14 protein-coding genes are annotated in these 12,317 nt (G+C 72.4%); 7 read left to right on the top strand and 7 right to left on the bottom strand.

Annotated features, from left to right (window positions below; translation table 11 throughout):
• Window positions 1-7: 7 nt before the first annotated feature.
• Complete coding sequence (locus tag LCN96_RS31040; protein WP_225265967.1) at window positions 8-301, bottom strand: helix-turn-helix domain-containing protein; 294 nt, start codon at window positions 299-301, stop codon at window positions 8-10.
• A gap of 21 nt (window positions 302-322) precedes the next feature.
• Between LCN96_RS31040 and LCN96_RS31035 the strand changes: the two genes are divergently transcribed.
• Entirely contained in the window at window positions 323-544 is a 222-nt protein-coding gene (locus LCN96_RS31035; RefSeq protein WP_225265966.1) for a hypothetical protein, read from the top strand.
• Between the two features lie 258 nt (window positions 545-802).
• Window positions 803-1,987: a low temperature requirement protein A gene (locus LCN96_RS31030; protein WP_225265965.1), complete on the top strand. Its 1,185-nt coding sequence runs from the start codon at window positions 803-805 to the stop codon at window positions 1,985-1,987.
• A gap of 14 nt (window positions 1,988-2,001) precedes the next feature.
• Here the strand turns inward: LCN96_RS31030 and LCN96_RS31025 are convergent, their stop codons facing one another.
• A complete protein-coding gene (locus LCN96_RS31025; RefSeq protein WP_225265964.1) occupies window positions 2,002-3,015 on the bottom strand; it encodes an ABC transporter permease in 1,014 nt (337 codons plus the stop codon).
• Window positions 3,016-3,172: 157 nt separating this feature from the next.
• Between LCN96_RS31025 and LCN96_RS31020 the strand changes: the two genes are divergently transcribed.
• The gene (locus LCN96_RS31020) at window positions 3,173-4,909 is read left to right on the top strand and encodes an NAD-dependent malic enzyme (RefSeq protein ID WP_225265963.1); all 1,737 of its coding nucleotides are present in this window, start codon (window positions 3,173-3,175) and stop codon (window positions 4,907-4,909) included.
• A gap of 10 nt (window positions 4,910-4,919) precedes the next feature.
• Here the strand turns inward: LCN96_RS31020 and LCN96_RS31015 are convergent, their stop codons facing one another.
• Window positions 4,920-5,423: a GNAT family N-acetyltransferase gene (locus LCN96_RS31015; RefSeq protein ID WP_225265962.1), complete on the bottom strand. Its 504-nt coding sequence runs from the start codon at window positions 5,421-5,423 to the stop codon at window positions 4,920-4,922.
• A gap of 112 nt (window positions 5,424-5,535) precedes the next feature.
• On the opposite strand from LCN96_RS31015, the gene LCN96_RS31010 reads away from it, so the two are divergent.
• Window positions 5,536-6,348, top strand: a complete 813-nt coding sequence (locus tag LCN96_RS31010; protein WP_225265961.1) for a GNAT family N-acetyltransferase — start codon at window positions 5,536-5,538, stop codon at window positions 6,346-6,348.
• 31 nt (window positions 6,349-6,379) lie between these two features.
• On the opposite strand, the gene LCN96_RS31005 is transcribed toward LCN96_RS31010, so the two are convergent.
• Both LCN96_RS31005 and LCN96_RS31000 read right to left on the bottom strand, forming a co-directional pair.
• The gene (locus LCN96_RS31005; RefSeq protein WP_225265960.1) at window positions 6,380-7,303 is read right to left on the bottom strand and encodes a M48 family metalloprotease; all 924 of its coding nucleotides are present in this window, start codon (window positions 7,301-7,303) and stop codon (window positions 6,380-6,382) included.
• A 112-nt stretch (window positions 7,304-7,415) separates the two neighbouring features.
• The gene (locus LCN96_RS31000) at window positions 7,416-7,832 is read right to left on the bottom strand and encodes a BlaI/MecI/CopY family transcriptional regulator (protein ID WP_225265959.1); all 417 of its coding nucleotides are present in this window, start codon (window positions 7,830-7,832) and stop codon (window positions 7,416-7,418) included.
• 147 nt (window positions 7,833-7,979) lie between these two features.
• Here LCN96_RS31000 and efeU point away from each other — a divergent pair, with 147 nt between their 5' ends.
• Genes efeU through efeB form a run of 3 tightly spaced genes read left to right on the top strand, consistent with a single transcriptional unit; the run spans window position 7,980 to window position 11,182 of the window.
• A complete protein-coding gene (efeU, locus tag LCN96_RS30995) occupies window positions 7,980-8,804 on the top strand; it encodes an iron uptake transporter permease EfeU (RefSeq protein WP_225265958.1) in 825 nt (274 codons plus the stop codon).
• 11 nt (window positions 8,805-8,815) lie between these two features.
• Complete coding sequence (gene efeO / locus LCN96_RS30990; protein WP_225265957.1) at window positions 8,816-9,952, top strand: iron uptake system protein EfeO; 1,137 nt, start codon at window positions 8,816-8,818, stop codon at window positions 9,950-9,952.
• Window positions 9,953-9,964: 12 nt separating this feature from the next.
• Entirely contained in the window at window positions 9,965-11,182 is a 1,218-nt protein-coding gene (efeB, locus tag LCN96_RS30985) for an iron uptake transporter deferrochelatase/peroxidase subunit (RefSeq protein ID WP_225265956.1), read from the top strand.
• Here the strand turns inward: efeB and LCN96_RS30980 are convergent.
• Together LCN96_RS30980 and LCN96_RS30975 are read right to left on the bottom strand one after the other, a co-directional pair.
• The gene (locus LCN96_RS30980; RefSeq protein WP_225265955.1) at window positions 11,108-11,656 is read right to left on the bottom strand and encodes a DUF6653 family protein; all 549 of its coding nucleotides are present in this window, start codon (window positions 11,654-11,656) and stop codon (window positions 11,108-11,110) included. The genes efeB and LCN96_RS30980 overlap by 75 nt on opposite strands.
• A complete protein-coding gene (locus LCN96_RS30975; RefSeq protein ID WP_225265954.1) occupies window positions 11,653-12,249 on the bottom strand; it encodes a TetR/AcrR family transcriptional regulator in 597 nt (198 codons plus the stop codon). The genes LCN96_RS30980 and LCN96_RS30975 overlap by 4 nt, the downstream gene beginning before the upstream one ends.
• Window positions 12,250-12,317: the final 68 nt, after the last annotated feature.

Below are 12,317 nucleotides of genomic sequence, written 5' to 3'. Positions count from 1 at the left end.
CGGCCGGTCACGGATGTTCGGGCAGCGCCTCGGGAAGCTGGTGGCGGGAGGTGATGGCGAGCTTGGTGAACACGTTGCCCAGGTGGTATTCGACGGTGCGCGGGCTGAGGAACAGCTGGGCGGCGATCTCCGGGTTCGACAGGCCGGCCCTGGCCAGGCGGGCGACCTGGGTCTCCTGGGGGGCAGCCCGTCGTTCCTGTCGGCTTTGCGCTTGCGGACGCTCTCGCCGGTGGCCGGCAGCTCCCGGTAGGCCCGCGCGGCGAAGGCCGTGGCGCCGAAGCCCGACAGCCGCGCCCTGCACATGGCCGGCAGTCTGCCCCTCGTGACCGTGCTGCGCACGGCGTGGCCACTGGTCGCCCTCGGCGTCGGGGCGAGCGCGCTGGGGATCTCGGCGACCTACTTCACCGACACCTTCCTCGTCGCCTGGGCCACCACCGACCTGGGCGCCGCCCGGCAGACGATGCTGGACGTGCTGCTGAGTCCTACCAGCTGTGCGGCACGATCATCGGCGGCTCCACCCCGCCGGTCGCCCAGTGGCTGCTGACCAGCGGCGGCGGCAGCCACAGGCCGGTCGTCAGGCACTACGTCGCGCTGCTCGTCCTCACGCTCGCCTGCGTGCTCACGCTCGCCCGCCGCACCGCGTACGAGCGGCGCCCCGCCGCCGCGAGGAGCGCGCCGGCCGAATCCTGAGATTTCCGGGCGGACCTGTCACGAAGCCGGCCCGCCGCCCTGTCCACCGTGAGGACCCGTCTCACGCAGTGACAGGAGCGAACGCTTGCCACCCGCCAGAATCCGCCTCCGCATGCGCATGCGCGCGCGTCCCGTGGACGAGCCGAACCGCGTGGCCAGCCAGCTGGAGCTGCTGTTCGACCTCACGTTCGTGGTCGCGGTCGCGGCCATCACCGCCCAGTTCGCGCACCACGTCGTCGAGGGGCACGCGCTGGCCGGCATCGTGCCGTTCCTGCAGGTGTTCTTCGCGATCTGGTGGGCGTGGATGAACTTCACCTGGTTCGCCTCGTCCTACGACACCGACGACGTCGCCTACCGGGTGCTGACCATGGTGCAGATGGCCGGTGTGCTGGTCCTGGCCGCGGGCGTGCCGGCGGCGAGCGAGCACACCGACTACCGGTTCGTCACGCTGGGCTACGTCATCATGCGGATCGGGCTCGTCGCCCAGTGGGTGCGGGTCGCCGTGGAGGACCCGGCGCGCCGGCCTACCGCGCTGCGTTACGCCGGCGGCATCACCGTCCTGACCGTGGCCTGGATGTACCACTCGTGGGCCGCGCCCCTGTCCATCGAGCTGCCGCTGTTCGTGCTGCTCGCCGTCCTGGAGCTGGCCGTGCCGCTGTGGGCGGAACGGGCCGAGCCCACCACCTGGCATCCCCACCACATCGCCGAGCGCTACGGCCTGTTCACGATCATCCTGCTCGGTGAGAGCGTGCTCGCCGCGTCCAGGGGCGTCGCCAGCGCGCTCGAGTCGAGCCGGATCAGCAGCCCCTTCGTCATGATCGCCGTCTCCGGCCTCGTGGTGCTGTTCGCCCTGTGGTGGCTGTACTTCCTGGTGGAGGCGGGCGAGGGGCTCAGCGGGCGGCGGGACCGCTCCTACCGGTGGGGCTACGGCCACTACGGCATCTTCGCGGCCCTGGCCGCCCTCGGCGCGGGCCTGGAGGTCGCGGTCGAGCAGAGCGGGCACCACGTCGCGGCCCCCGCGCTCACCGTCGCCTACGCCGTCGCGATCCCCGTCGGGATGTTCCTCCTGCTGCTCTGGATGGTGCACACGCCGATCGAGCCGGAGTCCGTCATCCATCCGGCCGTCATCTCGGGCTGCGCCGCCGCCGTCCTGGTGCTGCCGCTCGCGGTGCCCTGGATCGGCGTGCACGGCGTGATCACGGCCATCGCGGCGACCTGCGTGCTGGCGGTCGCGATCACCATGGCGGGAAGCTCCGGCCACGAGCCGGCCAGGGGTGAGCGCGCCTCCCACAGGTGACGGATTCGCGAGCCCTAAGACGTCTCGGGCCCGGGGTGGCGGTCGCGCCAGACCAGGAAGACCGTGCACGACACCAGCGCCCAGGCCGCCAGCACCAGGAACGGCATCAGCCGCTGGTGCCCGCCGAAGTAGACGGCGGTGTGCTGGGCGTTGATCGAGGCCCCGGGCGGCAGCCAGCGCCCGATGGCGCCCAGCGGCGAGGGCAGCAGCGGCCAGGACACCGCCCCGCCGGAGGACGGGTTGCCGAGCAGCACCATCAGCCCCCAGGTGGGCACCATCGCCCAGCGCCGCACGAGCGTGTTGAACATGGTGAACACCATCCCGGAGGTGAACATGGTCAGCGCCAGGATGAACCACGACTCCAGCAGCGGCAGGTCGAGCGCGCCCAGCCCCCAGTCCACCACGGCCACGATGGACAGCGCGCCCAGCACCGCGTACGCCACCGTGAACGCGATGCGCTCCCACGCGCTCAGCCCGTCGGCCTGGACGCTGAGCTGGACGGCTCCGATGAACCCGATGATCACCGCCGCCAGCGTGATGTAGAACAGCGCCAGCCCGCGCGGGTCGCCCGGCTGCAGCGGCTTCATGTCCCGCACCGTCAGCCGCACGCCCACCTGCGGGGCCACCTTCGGCGCGGCCTCGCTGAGCAGCTGGGCCACCGACGCCCCGGAGGCGCCCGACACGTACAGCGTGACCTCGTTGCCCGGATGCACCACGATGACGCCGAACACCCGTTGCTCCTCGACCGCCTGCCTGGCCCGTTCGAAGGAGCCCTCGAAGGACAGCGCGAGCGAGGCGTTCAGCTGCTCCTCCATGCCCGCGGCAAACGCCTTGCCGCGTACGCTCTGGTGGCTGACCCCCACGACCGCGACCGGGACGCGGTGCGGGGTCGGATCGGCCATGGCGTAGGTGTAGGACCCGGCGAAGAGCCCGGCGGCGGCGGCGAGGATCAGCACGAGCACGCTGGCGGGCAGGAACGGCGACTGCTTGAAGGCCGTCCACCGGTGGCGTGCCCGTCCTTCGTCCATGCTCACAGACGCTAGGCACGGGCGCGCCGTGGCCTGCCCGGCGACACGCATCCCTTTGTCTGGTTTTGGCGCAGTTCTGAGGTCCGGCTCAGTGTCCGTCTCCCAGCGGCCGGGCAACTTCTGTGAGCGGGTGTCGCGCTCAGGGAGGATGACGACGATGTCGCCGGGGAAGCGGAAACCGGAGCCGGTCAGCCACGCGTTCGCGGAGCAGCCGGACGGAAGTTACCTGACGCGCCTGCGCGGCCAGGCGGTGCTGCAGGAGCCGCTGCTGAACAAGGGCACGGCGTTCTCGGCCGCGGAACGCGCCGAGCTCGGCCTGGAGGGCCTGCTGCCGCCCGTGGTGGAGACGCTGGAGGAGCAGGTCGGGCGGGTCTACCACCAGGTGCGGGCCCAGCCGAGCGACCTGCTCAAGAACGTCTACCTGGAGGCGCTGCGGGACCGTGACGAGGTGCTGTACTACCGCCTGCTGGGCGACCACCTGCACGAGATGCTGCCCATCGTGTACGACCCCACCGTGTCCGAGGCGATCAAGAACTACAGCCACGAGTACCGCCGCCCCCGGGGCGTGTACCTGTCCGTCGACGACGCCGGCGGGATCGAGCAGGCGTTCCAGAACACCGGGCTGGGCCCGGACGACGTCGATCTGATCGTCGCCTCCGACGCCGAGGAGATCCTGGGCATCGGCGACTGGGGCGTCGGCGGCGGCATCGGCATCGCGACCGGCAAGCTGGCCGTCTACACCGCCGCCGCGGGCATCGACCCCGGCCGGGTCATCCCGGTCTCCCTGGACGTGGGCACCGACAACGAGGCGCTGCTGAACGACCCCGCCTACGTGGGCAACCGGCACGCGCGGGTGCGCGGGCAGCGCTACGACGACTTCATCGACACCTACGTCACCACGGCCACCCGGATGTTCCCCGGCGCCCTGCTGCACTGGGAGGACTTCGGCCCGTCCAACGCCCGCCGGATCCTGGAGCGGTACACCGGCCGGATCTGCACGTTCAACGACGACATGCAGGGCACCGGCGCCATCGTGCTGGCCGCCATGCTCGGCGCCGTCCGGGTCTCCCGGACCCCGATGCGCGAGCAGCGCGTCGTCATCTTCGGCGCAGGCACCGCCGGCACCGGCATCGCCGACCAGCTGCGCGACGCGATGATCCGCGACGGCCTGGACCACGACACCGCGACGCGGCGGATCTGGCCGATCGACAAGCAGGGCCTCCTGGTCGACGACATGCGGGAGCTGCGCGACTTCCAGCAGCCGTACGCGCGCCCGCGCGAGGAGGTGACCGGCTGGGCCGGCGACGGGCACGGCATCTTCCTGGCCGAGGTCGTCGAACGCGTCAAGCCGACCATGCTGCTGGGCACCTCCACGGCGCACGGCGCGTTCACCGAGCAGATCGTGCGCACGATGGCGGCGGGTGTGGAGCGCCCGATCATCTTCCCGATCTCCAACCCGACCGAGCGCATCGAGGCGATGCCCGCCGACCTGATCCGCTGGAGCGACGGACGGGCGCTGATCGCCACCGGCATCCCGATCGAGCCGATCACCCACGACGGCGTCACCTACGCCATCGCCCAGGCCAACAACGCCCTGCTCTACCCGGGCCTCGGGCTGGGCGCGGTGGTCGCGCGGGCCCGCCGGGTCAGCCCCGGCATGTTGCAGGCCGCCGCCGAGGCCATCGGCGCCATGGTCGACGTCTCCGCCCCTGGTGCCTGCCTGCTGCCCCCGGTGGACAACCTGCGCGCAATCTCCGCCGCCGTGGCCGTCGCCGTCGCCAACAGGGCCGCCGAGGAACACCTGGCCCGCGTCGAGCTGCGCGACACCGTCCAGCAGGTCCAGGACGCCATGTGGCAGCCCGTCTACCGCCGCGTCCACGGGAACGGGCAGTGAGCGCGCGGGCCTACGCTGTATCTGGGCGATCCCGTAGCCGGTCGAGCACGCGGGTGAAGCGGATCGCCTCCTCCTGGTAGCCCACGGCGGCGTAGAACCGCCTGGCGGTCGTGTTGCCCGCCGCCGTCTCCAGCGTCAGATGCCGCAGGCCCTGCCCGCGCGCCCAGTCCTCCGCCGCGCCCAGCAGCCGCCTGCCCAGCCCCATCCGGACGGCGTGCGGGGCGACGGCCACCTCGCCGATGTAGGCCTCGACCGGCCCGGTGAAGTGCCGGTGGGTGTTGACGGAGACCATGCCGACGACCTCGCCCCCTGCCACGGCCACGAACACGGCTCCGGGCTGCTGCGAGGCGGGGGTGAAGTAACCGGCGAGCCACTGCCGCGCCGCCTCCACGACGGCCCCGGGGTCACGCCATTCCGGCACCCCCTCGGCGAGCTGCGCGGCCAGGCCGATGACGGCGTCGCGATCCTCCTCGCGTACGGGTCGGATGTGGACATCGTGGTGCTCGATGCTCATGAGCGCAAGCATGTCACCTTCGTCCCAGTTGTACGCCGTAGGATGACCGGCTGGATCGCAGCGCCGTCCAGCGGGGCCGGCGCCGGTCCCGTACGGAACGAGGCACAGCACCATGGCGAACGGGGACGCCACCGCCCTGGACGACCCGGTGGGCGCGTCGCTGCGCGGCCACCACGCACACCTGGCCCGCCGGCTCGGCAGGGCGGCCACCTACCAGCCGGGGGTGGCGACGTTCTGCGCGGTGAGCGCCGACCCGGACGGGCAGGAGTGGGCCGATCTCGCCGCGCTGCTCGGCCGGGGCGAGCTGGCCGACCTGTTCAGCTGCCCGGCGCTGCCGCCGCCGGACTGGGAGCCGGTCTTCGCCCTCGACGGCCGCCAGCTCGTCTGGAACGGCGACCGGCCCGAGCTGGATGCGGCGGTCGTCGCGCTGGACGCGGTGGTCGTGGCGCCGGGCGCGGAAGCGGCCGAGCCGGGCGTGAAGGTGGCCGAGCCGGGCGTGAAGGTGGCCGAGCCGGGCGTGAAGGTGGCCGAGCAGAGGGCGGCGGTCGTCGAGCTGGGCGTGGAGAGCGTGCCCGAGATGCTCGACCTCGTCGCGCGGGCGCAGCCGGGGCCGTTCTGGCCGCGCACCCGCGAGCTGGGCACCTACCTGGGCGTCCGCGAGGGCGGCAGGCTGGTGGCGATGGCGGGCGAGCGGCTGCGGCCCGCGGGACACACCGAGATCAGCGCCGTCTGCACCGCCCCCGAGGCGCGCGGGCGAGGCTACGCCGCCCGCCTGGTCGGCACGCTAGTCGCGCGCATCCTGGCCCGCGGCGAACGCCCCTTCCTGCACGTCGCCGAGACGAACACCGGCGCGATCGCCCTCTACGAGCGGCTCGGCTTCGAAACCCGCGAACCCGTGACCTTCCGAGGCTTCCGCACGCCGTGACGGCTGACCCCGGGAGCCGTGACCGCAGGGCTCAGCCGTGCGCGAGAACGAGCAGCTCCACCAGGTCATAGAGAGCTTCACCGGTCCAGACGAGCGAGCTCGCCGCCAGGACGGCGGGAACGGCGGCCGGCCACAGCCGGCCGCCGCGCGCCTGAGCCAGCAGCGCGGCGACCCTGAGCGGAATGGCCCCCGGCCGCCGGGCCCCGGCGAAGGAGGCGAAGGGGCCGGACGACCTGAGCGCCGGCCTGCCATGAGCGGCCAGCGCCGCCGCGCCGATCGCCCGGGCGAGAACGCGGCGGTCGCCGATCACCGTGGCCGCGTGCTCGTCGGCGGCCCGCTCGACCAGGTATCCCACCCGGCCGGAGACCCACCGCAGCGCCGGATGGACCGCCCCCGCCAGATCGCTCAGCAGCATCAGCCGGGGATGGTCCTGCTCCAGGTGCGCCCGCTCGTGGGCCAGCAACGCCGCGTACTGCTCGTCGTCGAGTGCCTGCCGCATCCCGGCCGTGACCACGACGTGCCCCGGCCTGCCGGGCACGGCGAAGGCCTCGACCTCCGTGCCGGGAACCACGACGACGCCGTCACCCGCCGCGACGCCGCCGAGCCCGAGCGCCCACGCCCGGCCGCCGCGATGGCGGCGCACCACCCTGACGGCGGCCACCGCCGCCCACCCCGTCAGCAGCACGCACAGCCACGGAACCCACCGCACGTGCCCCGTGTCGGCGATCACCGTCCGGTACGACCACCCGAACAGGCCGGCGACGAACGGGATCTCGGCCACGGCCTTCACGGTGAAGGCGGCCACGTTGAGGAGGCTCGCCAGCGCGGCGCCCGCCGCCGACCAGGCGAGCACCTTGGCGGCGGGCGAGGGCGGCAACCGGTCCGCGAGCAGCGTCACGAGGGCGACCACCAGGACCGGGACCGCCAGGACGGACCAGACGAAATGATCAAACAAGGCACCAGCCGGCTTTCAGTCGCATGCGTTCAGGCAAAGCTAACCTAACGCGGGCGCGAAGCCGGTCAAGTGACCCGACGCTTTCGTACGGTGGAGCGCCTGGGCGCCCCGGTCACGTGCCGGTTCCGCCCGGCGGATCCGGCTCGTCGGCGAGCAACCGGCGCAGCAGCTCCTCATCGCCCGGCTCCAGCTCCCGCACGAACCGCCGCAGCACCATGGCACGATCGTCCTCGGCGCTGAGCAGCGCGTTCATGCGTTGCGCGACGAGCCCGGCGGCGTCCGTGAGCGCCCCGTAGCGGTAGGCGCGGCCTTCCCTGCGGCGGGTGACGGCCCGCTTCTTGTGCAGGCGGACCAGCGTGGTGACGACGGCGCTGTAGGACAACCCGCCCGTGGGGTCGATCAGATCGCGCACCTGGCCGGAGGTCAGCGAACAGCCCGCGTCACGCAGGGCGGCCAGGATCGCCGCTTCCAGCTCGCCGGGCCGGCGGCGCTCGCCCTGGTCGGCGCGATCCTCCGGGTCAGTGTCCATCGCGCACACCCTATGCGATCACCGCACCCGCCGGACGCGCCCGAAACCAGGCTCTCTGGCTAGGTTAGGTGAGCCTATGTTAACTTCTACAGGCGTGTAGCAGTCCGGCACGTCGGCGTCCCGGGCTTACCCAGCATTGGAGCAACGGTGTTCGCCAGCTTTCTCATCGGCCTGCGCGAAGGGCTCGAGGCGGCGCTCGTCGTCTCGGTGCTGGTCGCCTTCCTGGTCAAGAGCGACCGCACGGACCGGCTGCCGTACGTCTGGACCGGCGTGCTCGCCGCCGTGGCGCTCTCGGTCGGGTTCGGCGCGATCCTGACCTTCACCGCCGCCCACCTCGGGCACACGGGACAGGAGCTCTTCGACGCGATCACCTCGCTGCTGGCCGTCGGCTTCGTCACCTGGATGATCTTCTGGATGCGGCGGGCCGCCCGCGCGCTCTCGGGCGAGCTGCGGGGCAAGCTCGCCGAGGCGCTGAAGCTGGGCCCGGCCGCCGTCGTCGTGATGGCGTTCCTGGCCGTGGCGCGTGAGGGGCTGGAGACGGCGCTGCTGTTCTTCGCCTCCGTGCAGGGCGCGACCACCTCGGCGCAGCCGCTCATCGGCATCAGCCTCGGCCTGCTCGCCGCGGTGCTGCTCGGCTACGGCCTGTACAGGTCCGCCGTCCGCGTCAACCTCACCACGTTCTTCGCCTGGACCGGCCTGCTGCTCATCCTCGTCGCCGCCGGGATCTTCAAGTACGGCGTGCACGACCTTCAGGAGGCCGCCCTCCTGCCGGGGCTGAGCGTCTACGCCTTCGACCTCGGCGCCGTGCTGCCCGCCGACTCGTGGTACGGCGCCGTGCTGGCCGGGACGCTCAACCTCACCCCGCAGCCCAGTGTCCTGGAGACCGTCGCCTGGGCCGCCTACCTGATCCCCACCCTCTACCTCTTCCTGCGTCCCTCGCGCACCCGGACCACACCCGCGCCCGCGGCCTGAACAGGAGCACCATGTCCGCCATCATCCGTCTCACCGCCGGCGCCCTGGCCCTGGCCGCGCTCACCGCCTGCGCGGCCGAGCCCCCCGCCCCCGGCGGCTCCGCCGCGGCGCGGCAGCCGGGCAGGATCGCGGTCGCGGCCGGCGACACCGAGTGCAAGGTCGCCGTCTCCGAGGTCGCCGCCGGGACCAGCACGTTCGCGATCACGAACGGCGGCAGCAAGGTGACCGAGTTCTACGTGTACGCTCCCGGCGACCGGGTCATGGCCGAGGTGGAGAACATCGTGCCCGGCCTGACCCGCGAGCTGATCGCCGAGCTGCCCGCCGGGACGTACGAGACGGCCTGCAAGCCCGGCATGGTCGGCAAGGGCATCCGCAACCCGCTGAAGGTCACCGGCGAGCACAAGGCGCTCAACGCCGACGCCAAGCTGGCCGAGGCCACGCGGAGCTACCAGCGCTACGTCAAGTCGCAGAGCGACACGCTGCTGGTCAAGACCCAGGAGTTCGTGGACGCGGTCAAGGCCGGCGACCTGAAGCGGGCCAAGGAGCTGTACCCGGTCTCGCGGACGTACTGGGAGCGCATCGAGCCGGTCGCCGAGATCTTCGGCGACCTCGACCCGGCCATCGACGCCCGCGAGGCGGACCTGGCCGAGGGTGAGGAGTGGACCGGCTTCCACAAGATCGAGAAGGATCTGTGGATCCACAAGGACGTCAGCCAGGACGGACCCGTCGCCGACAAGCTGATCGCGGACGTCAGGACGATCGTGGCCAAGGCCAACGCCACCGAGCTGACCCCGCTGAACCTGGCCAACGGCGCCAAGGAGCTGCTCGACGAGGTGGCCACCGGGAAGATCACCGGCGAGGAGGACATCTGGTCCCACACCGACCTGTGGGACTTCGACGCCAACCTCGAAGGCTCCAAGGCGGCGGTCCAGGCGCTCCGCCCCGTGCTGGAGGAACGCGCCCCGGAGCTGGTCGGGACGCTGGATGAGAAGTTCGCCGCCGCCGAGGCCGAGCTGAACAAGCACCAGCGGGGCGACGGCTGGCGGCTGCACGACGAGCTGTCCGAGGCCGAGCTGAAGAGCCTCTCCGACGTGATCAACGCGCTGGGCGAGCCGATCAGCAGGATCGCCCCCATCGTGGCGAAGTAGGCGGTGATCGTCATGGTGACCAGGAGAAAGCTGTTCGGCCTCGGCGCGGCCGGGGTCGCGGCGGCGGGCGCCGGCGCGATCACCGCCCGCTCGCTGGTGCGGGAGCCGCCGGTCGCGCACGCCACCGCCGCCGAGCCCTTCCCCTTCTACGGCGAGCACCAGGCGGGCATCGTCACCCCCGCCCAGGACCGGTTGCACTTCGTCGCCTTCGACGTCACCACCGGCAGCAGGGCCGAGCTGGTGGAGCTGCTGCAGGAGTGGACGGCCGCCGCCGCCCGGCTCACCCAGGGCGAGCAGGCCGGCTCCTTCGGCGCGGTCGGCGGCTCGCCGGAGGCCGCGCCCGACGACACCGGTGAGGCGCTCGGCCTGCCCGCCTCGGGCCTCACGCTGACGGTCGGCTTCGGCCCGTCCCTGTTCGACGGCCGGTTCGGGCTGGCCGCCCGGCGTCCGCCGGCCCTGGCCGACCTGCCGGCGTTCCCCGGCGAGAAACTGATCCCGGAGATCTCGGGCGGCGACCTGTGCGTGCAGGCGTGCGCCCACGACCCGCAGGTGGCCGTGCACGCCATCCGCAACCTGGCCAGGATCGGCTTCGGCCGTGTCTCCGTCCGCTGGTCGCAGCTCGGCTTCGGCCGCACCTCCTCCACCTCGCGCGCCCAGGTGACCCCGCGCAACCTGATGGGCTTCAAGGACGGCACCAGCAACATGAAACTGGAGGACGCCGACCTGCTGCGCGAGCAGCTCTGGGCCGACGCGGCGGACGGCGCCGGCTGGATGGCGGGCGGCAGCTACCTGGTCACGAGGAAGATCCGCATGACCGTCGAGACCTGGGACCGCACCTCGCTGCGCGAGCAGGAGGAGATCTTCGGCCGGGACAAGGGCGAGGGCGCGCCGGTGGGCAAGCGGCACGAGTTCGACCCCGTGGACCTGGCGGCGATGAAGCCCGACGCGCACGTCCGGCTGGCCCACCCCAGCAACCACGGCGACGCGCGCCTGCTACGGCGCGGCTACAACTACGTGGACGGCTCGGACGGCCTGGGCAGGCTCGACGCCGGGCTGTTCTTCATCGCCTACCAGCGCGACCCGCGCAAGCAGTTCGTGCCGATCCAGGCGAGCCTGGCCAGAACGGATCCGCTCAACGAGTACATCAGGCACATCTCAAGCGGGCTGTTCGCCTGCCCGCCCGGGGTCAGGGACGCCGGGGACTACTGGGGGCGCACCCTGTTCGGCTGATCCTGCGGTGGCCTGGTCGTAGAAGATGCCCAGGCGGTCGATGCGCCAGAGCTGGCCGTACACGACGAGGGTCGCGCCGAACACGGTCGGCCACACCTCCAGGGCGATCAGCCCCCAGGCCAGCACGGCGACCCCGGCGAGCGCGCCGGCGACCCAGACGCGCTGGACGACCGCGAACCCGGTGGGCATGCGGGAGCGGTCGGCCAGCCACAGGCGCTCGCCGTAGATGCCCCGGGAGGACCAGGCGACCGGCGTGCCGACCGGCGGGAAGGCGTGCGGGTTGGCCCACAGCCACAGCGCGACCAGCGCCAGCGGCACCAGCGCCCACCAGCCGATCCACGTGCGGCTCCAGATCGCCAGGACGGCGAGCGGGATGGCGGCGAAGCGGGTCCAGACGCTCCACGGGTTGGCGTGCCGCCGCCACGCCTCCTCGCTCATCCCGGCCAGCTTCGCGTACCTGTCCAGAACGCTCATGCGAGCATCCCCCTCGCAAGAATCGTGATGGTGGCATCGAGCACCTGCTCGTAGGCGGGGCCGAAGCGGTCGCGGTCGACGACGATGAGCCCCGCCGCGCGGATCACGCCGACGAGGGTCTCCGGCGGGATGTCGGCGACCACGACCCCGGCGCGCTGGCCGGCGGCCAGGTGGTCGAGCAGCGGGGTGACGAGCTGCGGGGTCACGCGGGCGATCTGCTCGGGGCCGACGCGCCTGGTCACCGCCTCCAGCTCGTCCGGCCTGGTGAGGAGCCGCCGGTAGAGGGGGTCGCCGGTGAGCACGTCGGTGATGGCGCGCATGACGGCGATCAGGCTCTCCAGCCCCGGCGGGCCCGTGAGCGCCTCGGTGACGCGGGCGGCCACCCGGGGGGCGCGGCGGAGCATGACCTCCAGGTAGAGCGACTCCTTGGAGTCGAAGAAGGCGTAGAAGCTCCCCTTGGCGATGCCCGCCGCCGCCACCAGCTCGTCCAGCGAGGTCTTCTTCAGGCCCTGGGTGGTGAACAGCTCCTCGGCGGTGTCGAGCAGCAGGCCGGTGATGCGGGCCTTCTCGCCGGTCGTGAACGCGACTGCCATGGCTATGACTCCTTTGGTCATTCGTTCATAGCCTAGCCGCCGCCGGCGCCGGGCGCCACCGCGGCGTG

The sequence above is a fragment of the Nonomuraea gerenzanensis genome (assembly GCF_020215645.1).
GTDB classification, from domain to species: domain Bacteria; phylum Actinomycetota; class Actinomycetes; order Streptosporangiales; family Streptosporangiaceae; genus Nonomuraea; species Nonomuraea gerenzanensis.
This window is presented reverse-complemented; position numbering and strand designations above follow the sequence as displayed.